Here is a 23385-nt window from a genome sequence, read left to right as displayed (position 1 = left end):
GCGCTTACTTGGCTTTTTCAGCTTTCTCCACCGCCTCGTCGATGGTGCCGACCATATAGAAGGCCTGCTCGGGCATATGGTCATAGTCGCCGTTGAGAATACCGCGGAAGCCGCGAATGGTTTCCTTCAGGGACACATACTTGCCCGGGGCACCGGTAAATACCTCGGCGACATGGAACGGCTGGGACAGGAAGCGCTCGATCTTGCGCGCGCGCGCCACTATCTGCTTGTCCTCTTCGGACAGCTCGTCCATCCCCAGGATGGCGATAATGTCCTTGAGTTCCTTGTAACGCTGCAACACCGACTGTACGCCGCGGGCCACTTCGTAGTGCTCCTGTCCGATTACCAGCGGGTCCAGCTGGCGGGAGGTGGAGTCGAGGGGGTCCACAGCCGGGTAGATACCCTTGGCGGCGATATCGCGACTCAGTACCACAGTGGAGTCCAGGTGCGCGAAGGTAGTGGCCGGCGAGGGGTCGGTGAGGTCGTCCGCGGGCACGTAGACCGCCTGGATAGAGGTGATGGAGCCGGTCTTGGTGGAGGTGATACGCTCCTGCAGAACCCCCATTTCCTCCGCCAGGGTCGGCTGGTATCCCACCGCAGAAGGCATACGGCCCAGCAGTGCGGACACTTCAGTACCGGCCAGGGTGTAACGGTAGATATTGTCCACGAACAGGAGTACGTCGCGGCCTTCGTCACGGAATTTTTCCGCCATGGTGAGACCGGTCAGTGCCACGCGCAGGCGGTTACCGGGCGGCTCATTCATCTGGCCATAGACCATCGCCACCTTGGACTTGGAGAATTCCTCCACGTTGACCACGCCGGCTTCCTGCATCTCGTGGTAGAAGTCGTTGCCCTCGCGGGTGCGCTCACCGACACCGGCGAAGACGGACAGGCCGGAGTGCTCGGTGGCGATATTGTTGATCAGTTCCATCATATTGACGGTCTTGCCCACACCGGCGCCGCCGAACAGGCCCACCTTGCCGCCCTTGGCGAAGGGGCACACCAGGTCGATGACCTTGATGCCGGTCTCCAGCAGTTCGGTGGAACTGGACTGCTCTTCATAGGTGGGGGCAGGGCGGTGGATGGAAGCGCGTTCCTTTTCGCCGATAGGGCCGCACTCATCGATGGGGTTGCCGAGCACGTCCATAATGCGTCCCAGGGTCTCGTGGCCCACAGGTACAGACACAGGGGCACCGGTGTTGGTCACTGCCAGGCCGCGGCGCACCCCTTCAGAAGAGCCCATGGCAATGGCGCGAACCACGCCGTCACCCAACTGCTGCTGCACTTCCATGGTGAGATCCTTGTCCTCACACACCAGCGCATCGTATACGTTCGGTACAGAATCGCGCGGGAACTCCACGTCGATAACCGCTCCGATCACTTGCACAATTTGCCCGTTACTCATTTACGCATCCTCAAATCAAAATTCTTTCGGCCGCTCTTAAACCGCGGCGGCTCCGCCGACAATCTCGGACAGTTCCTGGGTGATAGCGGCCTGGCGCGCCTTGTTGTACACAAGTTGCAGTGCGTCGATCAGTTCACCGGCATTGTCGGTGGCACTTTTCATCGCAATCATGCGCGCGGCCTGTTCACAGGCCTTGTTTTCCACAACCGCCTGGTAGACCTGGGACTCAATGTAACGCGCCAGGAGTCCGTCCAGCAGTTCAACCGGGCCCGGCTCGTAGAGATAGTCCCACTCGTGCTTGAGCTGTTCGCTCTCGTCCCTGGGCAGCGGCAGCAGCTGCTCGACCCGCGGCTGCTGCGACATGGTGTTGACGAACTCATTGGATACCAGGAACAGGCGATCTATCTCACCGGCGGCGAAACGGTCCATCATGACCTTCACCGAGCCGATCAGTTTGTTTGCCTGGGGCTGGTCACCGACATCCCGCAGTGCGGCCACCACTTTGCCGCCGATAGCGTTGAAAAACCCGGCGGCCTTGTTGCCCACCGCGCAAATCTCCACATCCACACCCTGTTCAGACCAGGCCTGCATATCGCGGATAGCGGCCTTGAACATATTGATGTTGAGACCGCCACAGAGGCCGCGATCGGTGGATACCAGGATGTAACCCACCCGCTTGGCTTCACGCTCCTGCAGATAGATATGCTGGTATTCCGCCGAGGCGTTGGCGACGTGGCCGATGACTGCGCGAATGCGCTGGGCATAGGGGCGCCCCAGTGCCATGCGGTCCTGAGCTCTGCGCATCTTACTGGCCGCAACCATTTCCATCGCGGAGGTGATTTTCTGCGTGCTCTTGATGCTGGCAATTTTTGTGCGTACTTCTTTTCCGCCTGCCATAGTTGATTACCCTGCCGGGGCACGGCGGTCTGTGCGGAGACGCGCCGTACCGTTAGTCGTGTTTACCAACTGCCGGTGGCGATGAACTTCTCGACAGCAGCCCGGAAGCCGGCTTCGATTTCATCGTTGTAGTCGCCACTGCTGTTCACTTTTGCCATCAGCTCCGCGTGTTCGCTGTTCATGTAGGCGAGCAGGGCGGACTCGAAATCCAGCACTTTGGCAACGTCCACATCTTTCAGGTAGCCCTTGTCGGCGGCGTACACGGAAACAGCCATATCGGCGATAGACATGGGCGAGTACTGCTTCTGTTTCATCAGCTCCGTCACCCGCTGGCCGTGATCCAGCTGGGCCTTGGTGGCCTCATCCAGATCCGAGGCAAACTGGGAGAAGGCCGCCAGTTCGCGATACTGGGCCAGAGCGGTACGAATGCCACCGGACAGTTTTTTGATGACCTTGGTCTGCGCCGCACCACCCACACGGGACACTGAGATACCCGGGTTGATTGCCGGGCGGATACCGGAGTTGAACAGATCGGTTTCCAGGAAGATCTGACCATCGGTGATGGAAATCACGTTGGTGGGTACAAACGCGGAAACGTCACCGGCCTGGGTTTCGATGATCGGCAGGGCAGTCAGAGAACCGGTTTTGCCTTTCACCTCTCCCTTGGTGAAGTTTTCCACATACTCGGCGTTGACCCGGGCGGCCCGCTCCAGCAGACGGGAGTGCAGGTAAAAAACGTCACCCGGGTAGGCTTCCCGGCCCGGCGGGCGCTTTAGCAGCAGGGAAATCTGCCGGTAGGCCCAAGCCTGCTTGGTGAGATCGTCATAGATGATCAGGGCATCCTCGCCGCGGTCGCGGAAGTACTCGCCCATGGTGCAGCCCACATAGGGAGCCAGAAACTGCATGGCGGCCGGATCGGCGGCGCCGGCGGCAACCACAATAGTGTGCTCCATGGCGCCGTGCTCTTCCAGCTTGCGTACCACGTTGGCAATCGAGGATTGCTTTTGTCCGACAGCGACGTAGATACACTTAATGCCGGTGCCTTTCTGGTTGATGATGGCATCGATGGCAACGGCGGTCTTGCCGATCTGGCGGTCGCCGATAATCAGCTCGCGCTGGCCCCGGCCGATGGGAATCATGGTATCCACGGCTTTCAGACCGGTCTGCACCGGCTGATCCACAGACTGACGGGCGATAACGCCGGGCGCCACCTTTTCTACCGCGTCGGTCAGCTTGTTGTTCAAGGGCCCCTTGCCATCGATCGGGTTGCCCAGTGCATCCACCACCCGGCCCAGCAGTTCCGGACCAACCGGCGCCTCCAGGATGCGCCCGGTACAGCGGCAACTCTGGCCTTCCGCCAGGGACTTGTAGTCGCCCAGGATGACCGCGCCGACGGAGTCCCGCTCCAGGTTCAGCGCCATGCCGTAGACACCGCCCTGGAACTCGATCATTTCGCCGTACATCGCTTCGGCCAGGCCGTGGATACGGATGATGCCGTCCGATACGGAAACAATGGTGCCCTCATTTTGGGCTTGGGTGCTCACATCGAGACTGTCGATGCGGCTCTTGATAATTTCACTGATCTCAGAGGGATTCAGTTGCTGCATGCTCTGTTCCTCAAACTCCCGGGCAGCGGCATGCGCTGTCCGGGAAAGCAATTTAGGAGTTCATCGCCTCGGCGAGTTTGGTCAGACGACCGCGTAGAGTGCCGTCGATTACTGTGTCACCGGCGCGGATGACCGCGCCCCCCAGCAGACTCTCGTCCACTGAACTGCGCAGGTGCACTTCCCGTGCAAACTTCTCGCCCAGAGCCCGGGTTAGCCGCTGTGCCTGTGCTTCACTCAGCGGGTGCGCAGACACCACTTCCACATCCAGGGTGGCTTCCGCCTGCGCCTTCAGCTCCTCAAACAGGGAGGAAATTTCCGGCAGCAGCCGCAGGCGGTGATTCTCCGCCAGCAGCCGAATGAAACGCTTGCCGGGTTCGCTGAGTTTGTCGCCACAGACAGACAGAAAACTGTCTGCGCGCGCTTCGCTGGTAAGCTGTGGATTGTCCAACAGTTCGCCAACCTTGTGGCTTTGGCTGACCGCCGCCGCCGTCGCCAGACCCGCACTCCAACCCTTCAGGTCGGAGGCTTCACTGGCGCTGGCAAACGCGGCTTTGGCATAGGGCCGGGCCAGAGTGCTGAGTTCCGCCATGGGGTTCCTCGGTTATAGGTCCGCTGCCAGTTGTTCGATCAGGCCATCGTGCGCCGTAGCGTCGATATTGACCGCAAGAATTTTCTCCGCGCCGGCCACAGACAGCGCCGCGACACGGCTGCGCAACTGCTCTTTGGCACGGTTAACTTCCTGTGCTATCTCCGCCTGGGCGGCAGCTTTCAGGCGGTCACCCTCGTCCAGAGCGGCCTGTTTGGCCTCATCGACAATCTGATTGGCACGCTTGTTGGCGCCTTCAATGATTTCCGCCGCCTGTTCCTTGGCTTCGCGCAGCTGGTCAGCGGCTTTACGCTGGGCCAACTCCAGGTCTTTGCCCGCGCGCTCGGCCTCTTCCAATCCGGTGGCAATCTTTTGCTCGCGCTCCTGCATGATGCCAAGCAGGGGCGGCCACACGAACTTCCAGCAAAACCATACAAAGGCCAGGAATGTAATCGACTGGCCGATAAGAGTCAGGTTGATGTTCACACCGACACCTCTTGCTCGCTGTTCTTGTTCACAAGAACTTGGGGGTTAAGGGCAATTGGGAAGGTGCCATTAAACAAGACCGGGAGCGACGGCGAAGATCAGGTACATGGCAATACCGACACCGATCATCGGTACCGCGTCCAGCAGGCCCGCCATCAGGAACATCTTGCCCTGCAGAGCCGGAGCCTGCTCCGGCTGACGTGCGGAACCTTCCAGCAGCTTGCCACCCAGGGTGCCGAAACCTATGGCGGTACCCAGCGCGCCCAAACCGATCAGCAGTGCGCTCGCGATGTAAACCAGACCAAGTGCTTCCATTGTGTTCTCCATTTATAAGACTAAGAGTTGGTAAAAAAGTCGGGTTGATTAACGGGTGTAATTCAGTGGTCGCTCTCGTGTTCATCTTCCCGGTCGTGGGCCATGGCCATATACACCGTAGTGAGCACCATGAACACGAATGCCTGCAGAGTGATGACCAGAATGTGGAAAATCGCCCAGCCCATATGCAGCAGACCGGCGCCAATAAAGCCAGCCACGCCCACCCCGAACACTATGGCGATCAGGATGAAAATCATTTCGCCCGCATAGAGGTTGCCGAACAGTCGCAGGCCGAGGGAAATCGGCTTCGCCAACAGGGACACAGTTTCGAGCAGGAAATTAAACGGGATCAGAAGAATATCCACATACCACTTGCCGAAGTGGAAGGGGTGCAGGGTCAGCTCTTTCACAAACCCCAGGAAGCCTTTTTCCCGGATACTGAAGAAGATCATCAGCATAAACACCGCCAGCGCCATCCCCAGGGTGGCGTTCAGATCGGTGGTGGGCACCACTTTGAAGAACAGGTGGTCATTGCCTGAGGCCTTGGCGGCGGCCATGGGCAGCCAGTCCACCGGCACCAGGTCCATCAGGTTCATCAGGAACACCCACACAAAGATGGTCAACGCCATGGGGGCGACCATGCTGTTGCGGTGGGGGAAGGTCTCCTTCACCAGCTTGTCGATAAAATCCACCACCAGCTCGACAAAGCTCTGCACACCGCGAGGGACACCGGCAGTGGCCTTGCGTGCGGCGCGGGCAAAAATAAAGCAGAACAACATGCCCAGCGCGGCGGACCAGCCCAGAGTATCCAGGTGGATGGCCCAAAAACCCATATCCGCAGCCTCCTGGGAGGAGTGCGCAAAGGTCCAGGTGCCCTCGGTGAGCACACTGCCGTCAGCACGGGTATAGCCGGCCGGCAGCTTGCCGTAGGCCATATTCTGCAGGTGGTGCTGGATATAATCCGTTGCGGTTTGAGCTTCGCCTGCCATAGATCCTCAGCAATCGTAAAATTATGTATTCTTTGCCGCGCCGTTAGGCGCCGGCTCGCGACGCGGGCGATCACCTCACCAATCGCGCCACCATCCCCCACTGCACCGCCAAACAGAGGCCGTAGCTGGCAAACAGTGCCGCCGGGTTCAGAGGCTCCACCAGCGCAAACACCGCAGCAAATCCCACCAGGGTAAGGGCAAATTTTCCTGTCTCTGCGCGGTAAAAATTCGATACCACGCGGTGGGCTGCGCGCGCGCCGCCATGGCGAAAGGCACGCAGCCCAAAATAGGCGTTGGGCAGTGCACACAGGGCACCGCCGATAACCACCGAAAGCGCCGTCACTGGCTCGCCGGAAAGATGTAATGCTGCACCGGCGAGCGATACCAGCAGCAGCTGTACCGCGGCAACGATCAACACCGGGGGTTTGAGCATAGGCGGGACTAAACCGACCGAGATATAGCGCTTTACGCCCTAAATTTGGGCGAGCGAATTATAGGAGTAAGCCCTAGGCGGTTCAACCGGAAAATCTCACCAAGTTGGTTAAGTTTCGCCGATGTTCGATCCATGACAGGATTTTAGTGAGCACTTACAGGCTTAAAAAAGTGTTATAGCTGTCATTAGTGCATTGGCGCTCCGGTCAACCCTCCTGATAACCCAGGTGGGCGAGGATACCGTCCAGTTCGTCGAGGCTGCTGTATTTCAGCACCAGGCGCCCGCCTCCGCTGTCTTTGTGGTCGATGGCGACCGGCACGCCGACTTTCTCCGACAGGCGCTCGCTCAGTCGGCGGATATCGGCATTTTCCCCAGCAGCCGGCGCCGGGGGCACTTGCGACTGCCGCTGCAGGCGCCTTACCAGGGCCTCAGTCTGGCGTACGGTAAGCCCGCGATCCACTACCTGGCGCGCAGCGGCGCGCTGGGTCTCGCCGGCCAGCCCCAGAAGTGCCTTGGCGTGTCCCAGCTCCAGGTCACCGCGCTCCAGGAAGCGCCGCGCCTCGGCAGTCAGGCTCAGCAGGCGCAACAGGTTGGTGACGGCGGTGCGGGATTTGCCCACGGCGTCGGCCACCTGCTGCTGGGTAAGGTCAAATTCGTCCTGTAGCCGTTTGAGCGCGGTGGCCTCCTCCACCGGATTCAGATCCTCGCGCTGGATGTTTTCGATCAGCGCCATAGCGATGGCAGCTTCGTCCGGCAGGTCGCGAACCAGCGCCGGCACCCGGTCCAGCCCGGCCATTTGCGCCGCCCGCCAGCGGCGTTCACCGGCAATGATTTCGTAGCTGCGATCACCCAGGGGGCGTGCCACTATGGGCTGCACTATGCCCTGGGCTCGAATGGAATCCGCCAGTTCGCGCAGAGACTCCTGGGGAAATTCACTGCGGGGCTGATAGCGGCCCCGCTGCAGAAACTCCACCGGCAGTTCGCGCAGCTCACCCTCGAGCTGGGCTCCGGAGGCCTCACCGGTGGCCAGAGCTATAGCCTGACCGGCGTCACCGCTAATCAGGTGTGACAGATTTTTACCCAAACCTTTGCGGCGGCCCGCCATAGTGTGTACCTCGAATCAGACTGCGGCCGCTTGCGCGTGGCCGGGGCTTTGGTTAGTGCCGTGGCGGCGTGTCATCTCGCCCGCAAGGGCCAGGTAGGCAATGGCGCCCTTGGAGTGGCGGTCGTACTCCAGCGCCGGCTTGCCGAAACTCGGCGCCTCCGCCAGGCGGACATTGCGCGGGATACAGGTACGGTACAGGCGCTCGCCAAAGTGGTCGGTCAACTGCTGCGAGACATCGCTGGTAAGGCTGTTGCGGGGATCGTACATAGTGCGCAGTATGCCCTCGATCCTGAGCTCAGGATTGACCGCACGCTGGATCTGGGCAATGGTGTCGATAAGTGCCGACAGCCCCTCCAGGGCATAGTACTCACACTGCATGGGAATCAGCACCCCGTTGGCGGCGCAGAGGGCATTGACGGTCAACATGTTCAGGGACGGCGGGCAGTCGATCAGTATATAGTCGTAATTATCCCGCAGTTCCCGCAGCGCCTTGCGCAGCTGCGACTCGCGCCCATCCATTTCCAGCAGTTCAACTTCCGCGGCGGACAGGTCACCATTGGCCGGCATCAGGTCGAAACCACCAACGGTGGACTGAATCGCCTTGTGGGCGGGCAGTCCCAACGCCAGCACATCGTAGCTGGAAAGTTGCAGGGTATTCTTGTCCACACCGCTGCCCATGGTGGCGTTGCCCTGGGGATCCAGATCCAGCAGTAACACGCGGTACTTGCCGGCAGCCAGGGAAGCGGACAGGTTCACGCAGGTGGTGGTTTTGCCCACGCCACCTTTTTGATTGGCTACCGCAAATATCTTGCTCAAGGTTGTTTTCCTTTATTCTGCCCCGTGTGCCGGCCCCCAATACAGCCCTCCGTCAGGTGCGCTGCGCAGGTAAAACGGCGGCGCCCAATACAGGGCCCCGGCGGGCCTCTTCGACCGCCGGGTGAATGTCTCACCGTTGTAAAACGCTGGGGTTGCGGACTACGCCGGGTTGCCGCGCGCGGAGTCGCGGGCCAGTACAATGAGGTGGCGATCCGCATCGCAACCTGGTACCGATAGTGGGCGCACCTGCTCGACCTTAATCCCTTTTGGAAGAGCGCTCAACTCGCCTTCCGGCCACCGGCCTTTCATAGCGTAAAACTTACCATCGGGCGCTAGCAAGTGCTCACTATTCTCCACCATATCGGCCAGGGTCGCAAAGGCGCGGGAGACCACACCGGCGAAGGGTTGCGATGGAATGAACCGCTCGACCCGCTCATTGACCACAGTGATATTGGGCAGCGGCAGCTGCGTTGCCACCTGGAACAGAAAGCGGGTTTTCTTGCCGTTGCTGTCCAGCAGGGTGAGCGCCCGCTCCGGCTGCATGATAGCCAGGGGGATGCCGGGCAGTCCGCCGCCACTGCCCACATCCACCAGCGACTCGCTTTCACCACCGCACAGATCCACCACACTGAGGCTATCGATTATATGCCGCTCCAGCATCTGTGCCGGATCGCGGATGGCGGACAGGTTGTAAGCGCCATTCCAGCGCACGAACATATCCAGATAGCGCAGCAGAAGCTCGCTCTGCCCATGACTCATGCTGATGGACATCTGCGCCGCAGCCTCCGTCAGCCGCTGCCGCAGTGTCTCTATCTCGCCGCGGGCGGTAAAGATCCCGGCCACCCTGGCTAGACGGCTTTTTTGCGCGTCAGGAGGCCGCGCTTTTTCAATTGAATGAGCAGCAGCGATACCGCCGCGGGGGTGACGCCGGGGATGCGGGCGGCGCGGGCCAGGGAATCCGGGCGCACCTCGCCCAGCTTCTGCTTAACCTCACTGGACAGGCCGGACACCGCCTGGTAGTCGAAGTCCACCGGTATTGGGGTGTCCTCGTATGCCTGCAAGCGGGCGATCTCCTCTTGCTGGCGGTCGATATAACCCGCATAGGTGGCTGCAATTTCCACCTGCTCCCCCACCCGGCGGTCGGATACCGGCTCTCCCTTGAGCCCCGCCACGTCGGTGTAACCCAGTTGTGGCCTGCGCAGCAGATCCAGCAGACTGTAGGCGCGCGCCAGTGGCTGGCCCAGGACCTGTTCGGCCGCGGCAGCCTGGGGTGTTCCCGGCTGCACCCAGGTATCCCGCAGTCGCTGCTCCTCGCGGGCTATGGCTTCGCGCATATCGCTGAAGGCCCGCCAGCGGGCCTCGCAGACCAATCCCAGTTCGCGCCCCTTGTCGGTGAGGCGCAAATCGGCGTTGTCCTCCCGCAGCAACAGCCGGTGCTCGGCGCGACTGGTGAACATGCGGTAGGGTTCTCTGGTTCCATTGGTAATCAGATCGTCAACCAATACCCCCAGATAGGCCTGATCGCGGCGCGGAGACCAGGGGTCGCGCCCCTGGACCTGCAGTGCCGCATTGGCGCCCGCCAGCAGGCCCTGGGCGGCCGCTTCCTCGTAACCGGTGGTGCCGTTGATCTGTCCGGCGAAATAGAGCCCCTGGACAAACTTGGTTTCCAGCGACGGCAGCAGGTCGCGGGGATCGAAATAGTCGTATTCAATGGCATAGCCGGGCCTGGTGATATGGGCCCGCTCGAACCCCCTGATGGAGCGCACCAGGGCCTGCTGCACGTCGAAAGGCAGGCTGGTGGAGATACCGTTGGGGTAGAGTTCGCCAGTGGTCAGGCCTTCCGGCTCCACAAAGATCTGGTGGCTGTCCCGGTCCGCAAACCGGTGCACCTTGTCCTCGATGGACGGGCAGTAGCGCGGACCAACCCCCTCGATAACCCCGGAGTACATCGGCGAGCGGTCCAGTCCACCGCGAATAATCTCGTGGGTTCGGGAGTTGGTGTGAGTGATCCAGCAGCACACCTGGCGCGGGTGCTGGTCGCGGTGTCCCAGGTAGGACATCACCGGCACGGGACTGTCGCCCCACTGTTCCTCCAGGACACTGAAATCCACTGAGCGGGCATGGATGCGGGGCGGTGTGCCGGTCTTGAGGCGCTCCACCCGGAATGGAAGTTCGCGCAACCGCTGCGCCAGAGCCAGCGCGGGCGGATCTCCGGCCCGCCCCCCGGGGTGCTGTTCGAGGCCGATGTGAATGCGGCCGCCGAGAAAAGTTCCGGTGGTGATGACGACGGTTTTGGCCCGGAAGCGGACGTTGGCACTGGTGACGACACCGACAACCCGCTGCTTCTCCACCAGCAGATCGTCGACCGATTGCTGGAATATATCCAGGTTCTCCTGTCGCTCGACGATGTCGCGTATGGCACTGCGGTAGAGGGCGCGATCCGCCTGGGCGCGGGTGGCCCGTACGGCGGGCCCCTTGCGGGCATTGAGGACGCGAAACTGTATGCCGCTGAGATCGGTGGCCTGGGCCATGGCTCCACCGAGCGCGTCTACCTCCTTGACCAAATGGCTCTTGCCGATGCCGCCGATTGCGGGGTTACAGGACATCTGTCCCAGCGTATCGATATTTTGGGTCAGCAGCAGAGTGCGGGCACCCATGCGCGCTGCCGCGAGACTGGCTTCGGTGCCGGCATGTCCTCCGCCGACCACTATCACGTCATAAGTGTTGTGGGAATCCATCGCCTCGGTACGCCAGGGTGAAAATGATCGCGCATTTTATCGCCAGCAACCCCCGGGCAGCAAATCCTGCTGGGGGAAGGGCGCGGTCAGATTCTCTGGTCCCAATGAAAAGTTTCGTTTTGCCTGTCTGGATTAAAACAATTCAAATTAATACTTATCCTGACTAGATAGAATTTTGTATTTGTTGTTGTTATTAGGGCTGGCCACAGCTGGGTATAACCCAAAAAACTTCATATTTATCAAGAAGTTATTTTGATTATAACTGGCTGGTCAACCCCTGTGTTTGAGGGGGCACAACCCCTTGGGGCCCCTGTGGACAAAAAGGATAAGTTAGACCCTCTACCGTTAAATCTATACTTGTTCCAGCTCTGTACCGGGGAAACCGGGTGTTTTTCCCACAGATTTGTACACACTGAGTAAGAGGTTGTCGTGGAATCATTCAACCGATTGCTAATTATTGGAATTTTTGTGGATATTCTGTAGTTATTGGATAAGTCTGTGGAAAGCTGTGGGCAACTCTTGTGGTTGGGGAGTGGTTGTTATGGGGAGAGGCAGTAGTGTCGCGGAAGCTACGACAATAGCGGGGGGCTGCGGGAGAGGGGGCTTTTCTGTTCGGAGTTTATTTGCCGATACAAAAGCTGCCGAAGATCTCCCCCAGTAACTGGTCTGCGGAGACCGCGCCGGTGATTTCCCCCAGAGATTGTTGGGCCATGCGCAGATCCTCTGCCAGCAGTTCGCCGGCAGCCTGCTCGTGAAGCTGGCTTGCGCCGCGGGCGACAAATTCCCCAGCGCGCCTCAGGGCATCCAGGTGGCGTCGGCGGGCGTTGAAAGTGCCCTCAGCGGCACCGCTGTACCCCATGCATTGCTTCAGGTGCTCTTTTAGCGCATCCAGCCCCGCGCCGGTTTTGGCGCTGATGGCGATAACCGGCACGCCATCTGTGTGTGCCTGCAGGCCGGGGGAATAGTCTGTCAGGTCGATCTTATTCAGTACCAGGGTGAGGCTGGCGTCCGCCGGTAATTGCGCGGTGAATTCCGGCCAGGCTTGGTCCGGATCCAGTTCCCGCACCTGCATAGCGTCCACCACCAGCAGAATGCGGTCCGCCTGATGGAACTCCTCCCAGGCGCGTCGAATGCCTATCTGCTCCACTTCATCCGGCGAATCCCGCAGTCCGGCGGTGTCGGCAAATTGAAGGGGCAGGCCGTCGATATGGATCTGCTCGCGGAGAATGTCCCGGGTGGTACCGGCGGTTTCTGTGACGATAGCGGCGTCGCGCCCGGATAAGGCGTTCAGCAGGCTGGACTTGCCGGCGTTGGGGCGACCGGCGATGGCCACCCGCATTCCCTCCCGCAGGATACTGCCCTGGCGCGCCCTATCCTCCACCTCCGCCAGTTGCCGCAGCAGCTGCGCCAGTTCCGCAGCCACTTTGCCGTCGCTGAGAAAGTCCACCTCCTCCTCGGGAAAATCGATGGCGGCTTCCACATAGACCCGGAGCTGTAGCAAGGCGTCACACAGCTCGCCGATTTTCGCTGAGAACGCCCCCTGCAGCGATCGCACGGCGTTGCGAGCCGCCTGTTGGCTGCCGGCATCGATCAGGTCGGCGATGGCCTCCGCCTGGGTCAGATCGATCTTGTCGTTGAGAAAAGCGCGCTCGGAAAACTCCCCCGGTCGGGCCTGGCGGGCGCCCAGCTGAATGACCGCGCGCAGCAGCTGGTCGAGAATTACCGGGCCCCCGTGCCCCTGGAGTTCCACCACATCCTCGCCGGTGAAGGAATTGGGGCCGGGAAAATACAGGGCCAGTCCGCTGTCCAGCAGCTGTTCCCCACTGGTGAAGTCGCAGTAGTGGGCGGTGCGCGGTTTGAATGTCCTGGTACAGAGCCGCTCGCCAATTGCCCGGGCCCTGGAGCCGGACAGACGGATCACGCCTATGCCGCCGCGCCCCGGAGGGGTGGCGACGGCGGCGATGGTGTCGGAATCGACACTGCCGCTTTTTGTCGGGGTTTGCCTGGCCATGAAAGCAGTTTACTCGAGCGGGCCGCGGTTGCGGCCCGGGCTGAGAACACCGCTGCGGCTGTGAATGTTTACTTGCCGCTGGTTTCCACCTGTCGGTTGATATACCAGGTCTGGGCGATGGAGATCAGGTTGTTGGCGATCCAGTAGAGCACCAGGCCGGCCGGGAACCAGAGGAAGAAGAATGTCATCATCACCGGCATCAACTGCAGTATCCGCGCCTGAGTGGGATCTGTTGGCTGTGGGTTCAGCTTCTGCATAAACCACATGGAAACCCCCATGATGATGGGCAGTATAAAGTAGGGGTCTTTGGCGGACAGATCGTGAATCCACAGTATCCAGGGGGCGTGGCGAAGCTCGACGGTTTCCATCAGCATCCAGTAGAGGCCGATAAATACCGGCATCTGCAGCAGTATCGGCAGGCAGCCCCCCATGGGGTTGATCTTCTCCCGACGGTAGAGCTTCATGGTCTCTTCCGCCAGTTTCTGACGATTATCTTTGTACTGCTCCTGCAGTTTTTTCATCTGCGGCGCAAAGGTGCGCATGCGGGCCATGGATTTGAGGCCAGCGGCGGACAGGGGATACAGCAGTGCCTTGATAAACACCGTGAGCAGGATGATGGACCAGCCCCAGTTGGCGACTATGTGCTCGTGGATAAAATTCAACACCCAGAACATGGGTTTGGCCAGCCACCACAGCCAGCCGTAGTCCACGGTCAGGTCGAGGTAGGGGGATATCTCCTCCAGGCGGAAGACATCCTTGGGCCCGGCGTAGAAAGACGCACTGATCTCGCCGCGGCTGTCGGCGGGTATCTCTACCTGGGGAGAAGTGAAGCCGAGACGGAACAATCCGTCGGAGAGCTGGCGCAGCTCGAACTTGTTGGACTCCTGCTGGGGTGGTATCCAGGCACTGATAAAGTAGTGCTGCACCATGGCCACCCAGCCCCCCTGCACAGTTTCGCGGGTCGGCTTCTCCGCTATTTCCTCGAAGTCCTGCTTGAGATAGTTATCCTCGTTGCCGTGCATGGCGGCGCCCAGAAAGGGAGAGATGCCGATGCCCACGTCCACGGGGGGCTCCTGGCTGTCGCGCTTGATCTGGCCGTAGAGCGCTGCGGACCAGGGGGCTGAACTTGTGTTGTCGATCAGGTAGGAGACCCGGATCAGATAGTCGCCGCGGGTGAAGGTAAAGCGTTTGGTGATGGTCGCACCCTGTTGTTGAAGGGTCAGGTCCACCTGCAGGGTGTCGCTGTTATCGGCGAGGGTAAATTCTTTGGCGCTGACGCTGTACAGTGGTCGCCCCTTGGCGCTGTCGGTACCGTTGCGGCCGATGAGCCCACTCTGGGCAATATAGGTGTTGTGGTCGCGGGTCTGGTTCAGCAGGATGAAGGGGCGATCCACGGCATTCAGCTCTTCATAGTACTGGCGCAGGGCCACCTTGACGATGTCGCCCCCGCGGGTGTCGATCAACAGGCTGAATACGTCGGTGTCGACGGAAACCAGCTCCCGCTCAGCACTGGGCTGCTCCGCGGGTGCCTCTATCTGGGGTACATCGTCAGCGGCGGCGGGTGGGTTGTTGGTACCGGGTACTGTCACGCTTTCGCTGCGCAGAACTGTTTCCCGATCCACTGCCGGGGTGTGTTCCTGTTTAAATTGGTTCCACTGAAAAACCAGAGCCAGTAATACTGCGACTATGCAGCCCATTAGCGTATAGCGTTGCCAATCCATCTTAATTCCTAGGGTTTGCTCCCGGTGGGGTTGTTGACCGGGCCGGAAGTTGCGGTGATGCGGGGGGAACCGGATCCAACCCGCCGGGATGCCAAGGGTGGCATTTTATAAGGCGGCGCAGGGTTAAATAACCCCCTTTCAGGAATCCGTGGGTTGTTAATGCCTCTTCCGCATAAAAAGAGCAAGTGGGATAAAAGCGGCACTGATTGCCGACCCAGGGGCTGGCAATCAGCCGATACAAATGAATCAGTTTGATCGCCAACCTGGTCACCGCGGAGGCTTCCCTTTTTCGCCCGCGGTACTTTGAGCGCGCTTGGTGAGCTTGTGCCACTGCTTGTTGAACAGCGCGATCAGGGCCTGGTTATCCAGCTTGTCCAGGCCGGGCCGGGCCAGGACTACGGCATCCAGGGCCGGCAGCCGGTGTTGCCGCAGGCGAAAGGTTTCCCGTGCAACCCGCTTGATACGGTTCCGGTTGGTTGCCAGGCGAACGGACTTCTTGGCGATCACCAACCCCAGGCGTGGGTGCCCCAGTGTATTGTGGCGCGCCAGTATCAATAGGTTGGGGTGTGCGGCACGGACTTGTGTGTCGTTGAAGACTGAGCGGTAGTGCGCCGCGTTGAGCAGGCGCAGCGGCTTGGCAAATCCGAAGTCGCTGCACTCTGGTTGCATAAGTGGCGGAGGCCCTTTATTTGACCGGGGACTACCTATGCGGACAGGACTTTGCGGCCCTTGGCGCGGCGGCGGGCCAGGATCTTGCGGCCGTTTTTGGTTGCCATGCGCGCACGAAATCCGTGGTTGCGCTTGCGCTTCAAGTTGCTGGGCTGAAATGTACGCTTCATAGTCTTGCTACCTGGGACCTTTTATACGGAGACCGGGGTGCCCCTTTTCGTTGCGGGGCGGCCCCCTGCCGCGGCTTTGTGCAGGCTCTTATCGGCGGAGCCAAGCGCTGCGAAGGCGGCGGATTGTACAGAAACACAGCAGGCAAAGCAACGCGATTGTGCGGTCTCCGGCGTTCCAGCACCTGCCCGTATGTCCGTGACTTACCAGTCCGGTTCGACTGTCGGGTTGGGGCGCCGGGGCAGGTGTTGTGATCCACTGATTGACACCAAGATATTCACAGCTTATTCAGTTTTGGCGGCTGTGAACTTGTGCGCTCTGGGCGCAGTTGGGTGGCAACTCGTTGAAAATCGGCGGATTTGCCCGGAGAAATATCCACCAGCGTGCAGTTTCTTGTGGATAAAAATAGGGCTTAGGGGTACACTGATCCGCTGCTGTGGGTAGAGTCCCGGTTGTCTAGTGGTCGACGTTTCTACTCTTCTCCGATCTTTTGATGCGTTGCCAACTGCGATAGGGGTTTTTCTTGACTGAATCCGTGTGGAAGCTGTGCGCCAGCTGTCTCCAGGAAGAGCTGCCTTCGCATCAGTTCAACACCTGGATACGGCCACTGCAGGTGGACCCGGCCAGCAGCGGCGGTCAATTGCGCCTGTTGGCGCCCAACCGCTTTATTCTGGACTGGGTGGGAGACAAATTCCTGGGCAGGATTCTCGAACTGGTGCAGCAGTTTGGCGGCGAAGCGCCACCGCAGGTGGTGCTGGAGATATCTGCCCGCAGGCCGGCGCGGTTTCAGCGGGGCGGCGCATCGGCGGGGCTCGGTGGGCGCATGCCTGTGGAGCACAATGTGGCGCAGACTGCGCCCGCAGTTCCGGAGAGGTCGCCCGCAGCACAGAGTAATGGCGGCGAGGTGGCGCGGACAAATCTCAGGTCGAGCCCGGCTCAGCGCCCCCCTGCGGAGTCGCCCCCCCGCAAGGTAGAGGTAGAGGGTGCCATTAAACGAGGCAGCGCCCTCAACAACAGTTTTACCTTCACTTCTTTCGTCGAGGGCAAGTCCAACCAGCTGGGGCTGGCGGCGGCCCAACAGATCGCCGACAACCCCGGTGGTGCCTACAACCCACTGTTTATCTATGGCGGCGTCGGCCTGGGTAAGACCCACCTGGTGCACGCGGTGGGCAATGCTTTGCTGGACCGAAATCCCAACGCCAAAGTGGTGTATCTGCATTCCGAGCGCTTTGTGGCGGACATGGTTAAAGCCCTGCAGCTCAATGCGATCAGTGATTTCAAGCGCTACTACCGGTCCGTGGACGCCCTGTTGATCGACGACATCCAGTTTTTCGCCGGCAAGGAGCGCTCCCAGGAGGAGTTCTTCCACACCTTCAATGCACTGTTGGAGGGCGGGCAACAGATCATCTTGACCAGTGACCGATACCCTAAGGGGATTGACGGCCTCGAGGAGCGTTTGAAATCCCGCTTCGGCTGGGGGCTGACGGTGGCGGTGGAGCCCCCAGAACTCGAAACCCGGGTGGCCATTTTGATGAAGAAGGCGGAGCAGGTAGGGGTGGAGCTGCCCCACGACTCGGCATTTTTTATCGCCCAGCGTATTCGCTCCAATGTGCGGGAACTGGAAGGGGCCCTGCGGCGGGTGATTGCCAACGCCCAGTTTACCGGGCGGCCAATCGACGACATTATGGTGCGCGAGGCCCTGAAGGACCTGTTGGCTTTGCAGGACAGGCTGGTGAGTATCGACAATATACAGAGGGTGGTGGCCGAGTATTACAAGATCAAGGTTGCGGACCTTTTGTCCAAGCGCCGCAGCCGGTCAGTGGCGCGGCCGCGACAGGTAGCCATGTCGCTGGCGAAGGAACTGACCAATCACAGCCTGCCGGAGATCGGGGATGCTTTTGGCGGGCGGGACCACACCACAGTATTGCATGCCTGCCGCAAAATTCGCGAACTACAGGAATCCAGTGCGGATATCCGCGAGGATGTGAAGTTATTGACGCGCTCCCTGACTACCTGACCGGGCAGGGGAGGGCGATGAACAAAAGATGGAATAAGGCGAAGTGACCGATGAAATTCAATGTTAACCGGGATGCCCTTCTGAGACCGCTGCAGCTGGTGGCCGGTGTGGTTGAGAAGCGGCAGACGATGCCTGTGCTGGCCAATGTGCTGATGCAGCTGCAAGGGCAGCAACTGTCCCTCACAGGTACTGACCTGGAGGTTGAGATTGTGGGGCGGTTACCGGTGGATGGGGTCGAAATGGAAGGGGAGGTGACGGTTCCGGCACGCAAACTCCTGGATATCTGTCGTTCCCTGCCGGATGGCGCCGAGCTGAAATTTGATCGGGACGGCGAACGCCTGGTGGTTCGCAGTGACCGCAGCCGCTTCCAGTTGTCGACGCTGGCAGCGGCGGACTTCCCCAACCGGGAGGAGATGAGCGTGCAGACCCAGTTCGGCATCTCCCAGGGGGAGATCCGCCGCTTGATCGATGCCACCAGCTTCGCTATGGCCCAGCAGGATGTGCGCTATTACCTCAATGGCCTGCTCCTGGAGTGTCGCCCGCAGCAGTTGCGCGCCGTGGCCACCGACGGCCACCGGCTGGCCATGTGCGACCGGGATGCGGCGGGTTTGAATGTCGAATCCCCGATACAGGTGATAGTACCGCGCAAAGGTGTTTTGGAGCTTGGCCGCCTGCTGGAGGACGGCGAGGCGCCGGCGGAAGTGGTGCTTGGCAATAACCATATCCGCGTCGTCTGTGGCCAGTTCACTTTTACCTCACAGTTGGTGGATGGCAAATTCCCGGACTACGAGCGGGTTGTTCCCCAGTCGACCGGCGCCGAAATATTTGCCGATCGTCAGGCTTTGCGCCAGTCGCTGTCCCGGGCGGCAATCTTGTCCAATGAAAAGTACCGGGGCGTCAGGTTACGGGTCACCGAAGGGTTGCTGCAGATAGTGGCCAACAACCCGGAGCAGGAAGAGGCGGAAGAGCAGCTGGTGGTGGATTACGTGGGTGAGCCTCTGGAGATAGGTTTCAATGTCGGCTATCTGCTCGACGCGACGGGCGCTATTCACGGGGATCAGGTGCGAATCGGCCTCGCTGATGCCAATAGTAGCGCCCTGTTGCAGCAGCCGGATGAGGCCGGCGATTCACGCTATGTCATTATGCCGATGCGGTTGTGAGCTGGGTTTGCGTTCTTATTTGATCAAATTTGCGGTCTTTGGCATGTGGAAGGGTGCTCGGCGGTCCTCCGGCCTCTGGTTCCGGATAGCCTTATCGCAGACTTTTGGGTTGGGTGGCGGTGGCAAGTCTCCGGCGACTCTCCCTTAGCGCTTTTCGCAACATAGAACAGGCGGATTTACGCCTGCAGGCCGGCACCAATGTATTTTATGGCGCTAACGGCAGTGGTAAGACATCTCTGCTTGAAGCGGTGCACCTGCTGGCCAGTGGAAGATCCTTTCGGTCGCGGCTGTTGCAGTCGGTTGTGCAGGAGGGAAAGGCCGGGCTGACTGTGTTTGGCGAGTTGGAGAGTGGTTTGACCCTTGGGGTGCAGAAGCAGCTCGGGGGCGGCAGCCGTATCCACATTAACCAGGCGCCAGCTACCTCCAGTTCTCAGTTGGCCACGTCGTTGCCACTACAGGTCATACATAGCGAGAGTTTTGCCGCTTTGAATGGAGGCCCGGGGGTCCGGAGGCGATTGCTGGACTGGACAGTGTTCCACGTGGAACATCGGTTTATGGAGGTGTGGAAGCGTTATCAGGTCGCATTGCGGCAGAGAAACGCTTTGTTGCGGCAGGGCAGGGTCGATGTCGGCCTCCTGTCACTATGGGAACAGCGGTTGGCGGAGAGCGGTACCGAAGTGGATCAGCTGAGAACCGGTGTCTATAGCCGCCTTTCGGCGGAGATAGTGGGACTGCTGGAGCAACTGGAGGAATCTCCTCTGAGACGGATAGTTATGTCCTACCGCCGGGGCTGGAAAAAGGATCGTCCGTTGGCGGAGGCGTTGCGTGATTCCCGCGACGCCGATATGGCCCAGGGGTTTGGTCGTTCGGGCCCCCATAGAGCGGACCTGCACTTTAGCGTCGGCGGAGAGGCGGTCCACAATATCCTGTCCCGGGGTCAGCAGAAAATGCTGGTGTGTGTTTTACGGGCGGCAATGGCGGCAGTAGTGCGGCGGGAGGGGGAGAAACCCCTGTTCCTTATTGATGACCTGCCGGCAGAACTGGACCAGGATAACCAGTTACAATTCGCGCAGTGGATAAGTCGTTGCGCCGCGCAGGTGGTGGTGACGGGCATCGATGGGGACATCACCAGCCGTCCATGGAGAAGACTGGAATCCCCCTGGAATCAGCCCGCAATGTTCCACGTGGAACATGGACATATCAATTCAAGGCCCGAAATGGGCAGCCAAGTTGAACGGAGTGACTAAATGTCAGAGCAGAGCAGCTATGACTCCAGCAGTATCAAAGTGCTGAAGGGCCTGGATGCGGTACGGAAACGCCCGGGAATGTATATCGGTGATACCGATGACGGCACCGGGTTGCACCATATGGTTTTTGAGGTGGTGGACAACTCCATCGACGAAGCCCTGGCGGGGCATTGCGATGAGGTCCGCGTCATCATTCATCCGGATGAGACAGTTACCGTCTCCGACAATGGCCGTGGTATCCCCACTGAAATACACCCGGAGGAAGGCGTCTCTGCAGCCGAGGTCATTATGACCGTGCTGCACGCCGGCGGTAAGTTTGATGACAACACTTATAAAGTGTCCGGAGGCCTACACGGTGTGGGCGTTTCCGTGGTCAACGCCCTATCGGCGGAGCTGAAAATGACGATCCGTCGTGACGGCAGGATTCACGAGCAGACCTACCGGGATGGTGTACCCCAGGCACCCCTGGCGGTAGTTGGGGAAACCGACACCACAGGCACCACGGTACACTTCAAGCCCTCCCCGGATACCTTTAGCAACATCGAATTCCACTTCGACGTACTGGCCAAGCGCTTACGTGAACTGTCCTTTCTGAACTCCGGCGTGCGTATCCTTCTCAAGGACGAACGCAGCGGCAAAGAGGAAATTTATGAATACGGCGGGGGTTTGCGCGCCTTCGTGGAGTTCCTCAACCACGCCAAGACGCCAATCAACAAGGTATTGCACTTTCAAAGCCAGCGGGACGACGGCATTGGTGTCGAGGTGGCCCTGCAGTGGAACGACAGCTTCCAGGAAAACATCTACTGCTACACCAACAATATTCCCCAGCGTGACGGCGGCACCCACCTGGCGGGCTTTCGTGCGGCCCTGACCAGGGGACTGAACAACTACATCGAGAAGGAAGGGCTGGGTAAAAAGGACAAAGTGAATACCACTGGCGATGATGCCCGCGAGGGGCTCACTGCGATTATCTCGGTTAAGGTCCCGGACCCCAAGTTCTCTTCCCAGACCAAGGACAAACTGGTTTCCTCGGAAGTAAAAACTGCCGTTGAGCAGGAAATGGGCCAGCATTTTAACGACTATCTGCTGGAAAACCCCCAGGAAGCCAAGTCAGTGGTCACCAAAATGATTGACGCCGCCAAGGCGCGGGAGGCGGCGCGCAAGGCCCGGGAAATGACCCGGCGCAAGGGTGCCCTGGATATCGCCGGGTTGCCCGGCAAACTGGCGGACTGCCAGCAGAAGGACCCGGCGCTGTCGGAAATCTACCTGGTGGAGGGTGACTCCGCCGGCGGTTCCGCCAAACAGGGTCGCGACAGGCGGACCCAGGCGATACTGCCCCTCAAAGGCAAGATCCTCAATGTGGAAAAAGCGCGTTTCGACAAAATGCTCTCCAGCGCCGAAGTCGGCACCCTGATCACCGCTCTGGGGTGTGGTATCGGCAAGAGTGAGTTCGATGCAGATAAGATCCGTTATCACAGCATCATTATCATGACTGACGCGGATGTGGACGGCGCCCATATCCGTACCCTGCTGCTCACCTTCTTTTTCCGCCAGATGCCGGAGCTGATAGAGCGAGGGCATATCTATATCGCCCAGCCGCCCCTGTACAAAATCTCCAAAGGCAAGCAGGAGCAGTATCTCAAGGATGAAGCGGCGCTGACCCAGTTTCTCACCAACGCCGCGCTGGAAGGCACCACCCTGTTTGTAAACCCCGAGGCCCCGGGGCTGTCCGGGCAGTCCCTGGAGAGTCTCGTGGGGGAATACCGCGCTGTACTGGCCACGATCGACCGGTTGGCACGCCTGTACCCGGAAGAAGTGTTGCGCAGTATGATTTACCTGCCCCACCTCACCAAGATGGATCTCCAGTCCCGGGAAAAAATGGAATCCTGGTGCGCCGAACTTCAGAACAAGCTGGAAGGGGAGGCCGACGACGGCCGCAGCCATCAGGTGTCCGTGCGGGAAAATACCGAACGGGGACTGTTCCTGCCCCATATCCATGTAGTGGCCCATGGCGTGGGCAGCGATTATCAGGTCAGTCACGAATTTTTCGATTCCGCCGAGTATGCCGCTATCTGCGCCCTGGGTGAAAAGATGGTGGATCTGTTGGAAGAGGGCGCTTATGTCCAGCGGGGAGAGAAACAGCAGGCCGTTAGCAGCTTCCCGGAGGTCATGGACTGGCTGATGAACGAGAGCCGCCGTGGCTATGGCATCCAGCGCTATAAAGGGCTGGGGGAGATGAACCCGGAGCAGTTGTGGGAGACCACTATGGATCCGGAGAGCCGGCGCATGCTACAGGTCACCGTAGAGGACGCTATCGCCGCAGACCAGATTTTTACCACCCTGATGGGGGACCAGGTGGAGCCCCGCCGGGACTTTATCGAAACCAATGCATTGGCGGTGGAGAACCTGGACGTATAAAAGCAGGTAGACGCTATTGGGCCTGGGTATCGTGCCCGGTCCATAAGCTGCAAAAGTGGTCTAGTGCGTACAGAGAAACTATCCCTGTAGGGAATTTGGCTCCAAAGAAGGGGCGCAATTATTTATTGGCCGAAGGGCCAGGGCCACGTGAAAAATGGCAATTAACAGTAAAAGTTCAACCCGAAGTTAATTTCAATCAGTCCGCTCTAACCTCTGAGTTGGATACTTGTTCATTTCTCCTGGACAATTCGCAGCCAATTCAATCGCACCCATAGATTATCGATATTCAGAATAACGAATCACTGGTAGAAGCCTTTGGGCTTTTTATTCACAGGCCACCTGGTAAAGCGAACCCAATTTCCAGTGCTAGATGGCGGGGCCCACCAGCAGGGGTCGACAATCCGCTTGAGAAATTTTTTGAAAACTATCGGGACAGTAATGGAGAGACTGAAACACAATAGAAATATTTTTAAGTATAGCCCCCCCGACTCTCTATTTTCCGACTGTAAGCCTATTGGCCGTGGAATTATTAACCCTACAACTTACTCAATTACCAGTTCAATGATAATAGAATGGGTTTACTCAGAAAGTTTCTGC

At 59.5% G+C, this 23385-nt stretch carries 21 protein-coding genes; 4 read left to right on the top strand and 17 right to left on the bottom strand.

The features are described from left to right. Nucleotides 1-4: 4 nt before the first annotated feature. From atpD to rpmH, 17 genes are all read right to left on the bottom strand, one after another. The gene (gene atpD, locus AB1S50_RS11940) at nucleotides 5-1405 is read right to left on the bottom strand and encodes a F0F1 ATP synthase subunit beta (protein WP_367150953.1); all 1401 of its coding nucleotides are present in this window, start codon (nucleotides 1403-1405) and stop codon (nucleotides 5-7) included. 36 nt (nucleotides 1406-1441) lie between these two features. After that, nucleotides 1442-2302 (bottom strand): F0F1 ATP synthase subunit gamma, encoded by an 861-nt coding sequence (gene atpG, locus AB1S50_RS11935; RefSeq protein WP_367150952.1) that lies wholly within the window; start codon nucleotides 2300-2302, stop codon nucleotides 1442-1444. Nucleotides 2303-2364: 62 nt separating this feature from the next. Further along, a complete protein-coding gene (gene atpA / locus AB1S50_RS11930; RefSeq protein ID WP_367150951.1) occupies nucleotides 2365-3909 on the bottom strand; it encodes a F0F1 ATP synthase subunit alpha in 1545 nt (514 codons plus the stop codon). Between the two features lie 52 nt (nucleotides 3910-3961). Continuing rightward, nucleotides 3962-4498 carry a F0F1 ATP synthase subunit delta gene (locus AB1S50_RS11925; RefSeq protein ID WP_367150950.1) on the bottom strand — a complete coding sequence of 179 codons (537 nt, stop codon included), beginning with the start codon at nucleotides 4496-4498 and terminating at the stop codon, nucleotides 3962-3964. Between the two features lie 12 nt (nucleotides 4499-4510). After that, the gene (locus AB1S50_RS11920; protein ID WP_367150949.1) at nucleotides 4511-4981 is read right to left on the bottom strand and encodes a F0F1 ATP synthase subunit B; all 471 of its coding nucleotides are present in this window, start codon (nucleotides 4979-4981) and stop codon (nucleotides 4511-4513) included. A gap of 69 nt (nucleotides 4982-5050) precedes the next feature. Next, nucleotides 5051-5296, bottom strand: a complete 246-nt coding sequence (atpE, locus tag AB1S50_RS11915) for a F0F1 ATP synthase subunit C (protein ID WP_020413895.1) — start codon at nucleotides 5294-5296, stop codon at nucleotides 5051-5053. 62 nt (nucleotides 5297-5358) lie between these two features. Continuing rightward, complete coding sequence (atpB, locus tag AB1S50_RS11910; RefSeq protein WP_367150948.1) at nucleotides 5359-6285, bottom strand: F0F1 ATP synthase subunit A; 927 nt, start codon at nucleotides 6283-6285, stop codon at nucleotides 5359-5361. A gap of 70 nt (nucleotides 6286-6355) precedes the next feature. Further along, complete coding sequence (locus AB1S50_RS11905) at nucleotides 6356-6718, bottom strand: ATP synthase subunit I (protein WP_367150947.1); 363 nt, start codon at nucleotides 6716-6718, stop codon at nucleotides 6356-6358. 205 nt (nucleotides 6719-6923) lie between these two features. Next, the gene (locus AB1S50_RS11900; RefSeq protein WP_367150946.1) at nucleotides 6924-7823 is read right to left on the bottom strand and encodes a ParB/RepB/Spo0J family partition protein; all 900 of its coding nucleotides are present in this window, start codon (nucleotides 7821-7823) and stop codon (nucleotides 6924-6926) included. 15 nt (nucleotides 7824-7838) lie between these two features. After that, nucleotides 7839-8639, bottom strand: coding sequence for a ParA family protein (locus AB1S50_RS11895; RefSeq protein WP_367150945.1), 801 nt, complete (start codon nucleotides 8637-8639; stop codon nucleotides 7839-7841). A 159-nt stretch (nucleotides 8640-8798) separates the two neighbouring features. After that, nucleotides 8799-9410: a 16S rRNA (guanine(527)-N(7))-methyltransferase RsmG gene (rsmG, locus tag AB1S50_RS11890; protein ID WP_455363751.1), complete on the bottom strand. Its 612-nt coding sequence runs from the start codon at nucleotides 9408-9410 to the stop codon at nucleotides 8799-8801. Nucleotides 9411-9487: 77 nt separating this feature from the next. Beyond that, nucleotides 9488-11377 (bottom strand): tRNA uridine-5-carboxymethylaminomethyl(34) synthesis enzyme MnmG, encoded by a 1890-nt coding sequence (gene mnmG / locus AB1S50_RS11885; RefSeq protein ID WP_367150943.1) that lies wholly within the window; start codon nucleotides 11375-11377, stop codon nucleotides 9488-9490. Between the two features lie 619 nt (nucleotides 11378-11996). Then, the gene (gene mnmE, locus AB1S50_RS11880; RefSeq protein ID WP_367150941.1) at nucleotides 11997-13388 is read right to left on the bottom strand and encodes a tRNA uridine-5-carboxymethylaminomethyl(34) synthesis GTPase MnmE; all 1392 of its coding nucleotides are present in this window, start codon (nucleotides 13386-13388) and stop codon (nucleotides 11997-11999) included. A gap of 68 nt (nucleotides 13389-13456) precedes the next feature. After that, the gene (gene yidC, locus AB1S50_RS11875; RefSeq protein WP_367150940.1) at nucleotides 13457-15109 is read right to left on the bottom strand and encodes a membrane protein insertase YidC; all 1653 of its coding nucleotides are present in this window, start codon (nucleotides 15107-15109) and stop codon (nucleotides 13457-13459) included. 1 nt (nucleotide 15110) lies between these two features. After that, complete coding sequence (gene yidD / locus AB1S50_RS11870) at nucleotides 15111-15380, bottom strand: membrane protein insertion efficiency factor YidD (RefSeq protein ID WP_367150939.1); 270 nt, start codon at nucleotides 15378-15380, stop codon at nucleotides 15111-15113. Then, nucleotides 15377-15778, bottom strand: a complete 402-nt coding sequence (gene rnpA / locus AB1S50_RS11865; RefSeq protein WP_367150938.1) for a ribonuclease P protein component — start codon at nucleotides 15776-15778, stop codon at nucleotides 15377-15379. Before rnpA ends, yidD begins: the two co-directional genes overlap by 4 nt. Nucleotides 15779-15813: 35 nt before the next feature. Beyond that, a complete protein-coding gene (gene rpmH, locus AB1S50_RS11860) occupies nucleotides 15814-15948 on the bottom strand; it encodes a 50S ribosomal protein L34 (RefSeq protein WP_067084833.1) in 135 nt (44 codons plus the stop codon). A gap of 521 nt (nucleotides 15949-16469) precedes the next feature. Here rpmH and dnaA point away from each other — a divergent pair. The 4 genes from dnaA to gyrB all read left to right on the top strand — a co-directional run bounded on the left by dnaA (nucleotide 16470) and on the right by gyrB (nucleotide 22788). Continuing rightward, nucleotides 16470-17963 (top strand): chromosomal replication initiator protein DnaA, encoded by a 1494-nt coding sequence (dnaA, locus tag AB1S50_RS11855; protein ID WP_367150936.1) that lies wholly within the window; start codon nucleotides 16470-16472, stop codon nucleotides 17961-17963. 50 nt (nucleotides 17964-18013) lie between these two features. Then, entirely contained in the window at nucleotides 18014-19123 is a 1110-nt protein-coding gene (gene dnaN, locus AB1S50_RS11850; RefSeq protein WP_367150935.1) for a DNA polymerase III subunit beta, read from the top strand. 119 nt (nucleotides 19124-19242) lie between these two features. Further along, nucleotides 19243-20370: a DNA replication/repair protein RecF gene (gene recF / locus AB1S50_RS11845; protein ID WP_367150933.1), complete on the top strand. Its 1128-nt coding sequence runs from the start codon at nucleotides 19243-19245 to the stop codon at nucleotides 20368-20370. Beyond that, the gene (gene gyrB, locus AB1S50_RS11840; protein WP_367150932.1) at nucleotides 20371-22788 is read left to right on the top strand and encodes a DNA topoisomerase (ATP-hydrolyzing) subunit B; all 2418 of its coding nucleotides are present in this window, start codon (nucleotides 20371-20373) and stop codon (nucleotides 22786-22788) included. The last annotated feature ends 597 nt before the right edge of the window (nucleotides 22789-23385 follow it).

It is taken from the genome of Microbulbifer discodermiae, from assembly GCF_040742695.1.
Classification (GTDB): Bacteria; Pseudomonadota; Gammaproteobacteria; order Pseudomonadales; family Cellvibrionaceae; genus Microbulbifer.
The sequence above is the reverse complement of the archived record's forward strand: the minus strand, read 5'-3'. Positions and strand labels throughout refer to the sequence as shown.

Bases quoted from the DNA above. Each gene is read 5' to 3' on its own strand.
- atpD (WP_367150953.1), bottom strand. From the start codon at position 1,405: ATGAGTAACGGGCAAATTGTGCAAGTGATCGGAGCGGTTATCGACGTG.
- atpG (WP_367150952.1), bottom strand. From the start codon at position 2,302: ATGGCAGGCGGAAAAGAAGTACGCACAAAAATTGCCAGCATCAAGAGC.
- atpA (WP_367150951.1), bottom strand. From the start codon at position 3,909: ATGCAGCAACTGAATCCCTCTGAGATCAGTGAAATTATCAAGAGCCGC.
- AB1S50_RS11925 (WP_367150950.1), bottom strand. From the start codon at position 4,498: ATGGCGGAACTCAGCACTCTGGCCCGGCCCTATGCCAAAGCCGCGTTT.
- atpE (WP_020413895.1), bottom strand. From the start codon at position 5,296: ATGGAAGCACTTGGTCTGGTTTACATCGCGAGCGCACTGCTGATCGGT.
- atpB (WP_367150948.1), bottom strand. From the start codon at position 6,285: ATGGCAGGCGAAGCTCAAACCGCAACGGATTATATCCAGCACCACCTG.
- AB1S50_RS11905 (WP_367150947.1), bottom strand. From the start codon at position 6,718: ATGCTCAAACCCCCGGTGTTGATCGTTGCCGCGGTACAGCTGCTGCTG.
- AB1S50_RS11900 (WP_367150946.1), bottom strand. From the start codon at position 7,823: ATGGCGGGCCGCCGCAAAGGTTTGGGTAAAAATCTGTCACACCTGATT.
- rsmG (WP_455363751.1), bottom strand. From the start codon at position 9,410: ATGTCCATCAGCATGAGTCATGGGCAGAGCGAGCTTCTGCTGCGCTAT.
- mnmG (WP_367150943.1), bottom strand. From the start codon at position 11,377: ATGGATTCCCACAACACTTATGACGTGATAGTGGTCGGCGGAGGACAT.
- mnmE (WP_367150941.1), bottom strand. From the start codon at position 13,388: ATGGCCAGGCAAACCCCGACAAAAAGCGGCAGTGTCGATTCCGACACC.
- yidC (WP_367150940.1), bottom strand. From the start codon at position 15,109: ATGGATTGGCAACGCTATACGCTAATGGGCTGCATAGTCGCAGTATTA.
- rnpA (WP_367150938.1), bottom strand. From the start codon at position 15,778: ATGCAACCAGAGTGCAGCGACTTCGGATTTGCCAAGCCGCTGCGCCTG.
- rpmH (WP_067084833.1), bottom strand. From the start codon at position 15,948: ATGAAGCGTACATTTCAGCCCAGCAACTTGAAGCGCAAGCGCAACCAC.
- dnaN (WP_367150935.1), top strand. From the start codon at position 18,014: ATGAAATTCAATGTTAACCGGGATGCCCTTCTGAGACCGCTGCAGCTG.
- gyrB (WP_367150932.1), top strand. From the start codon at position 20,371: ATGTCAGAGCAGAGCAGCTATGACTCCAGCAGTATCAAAGTGCTGAAG.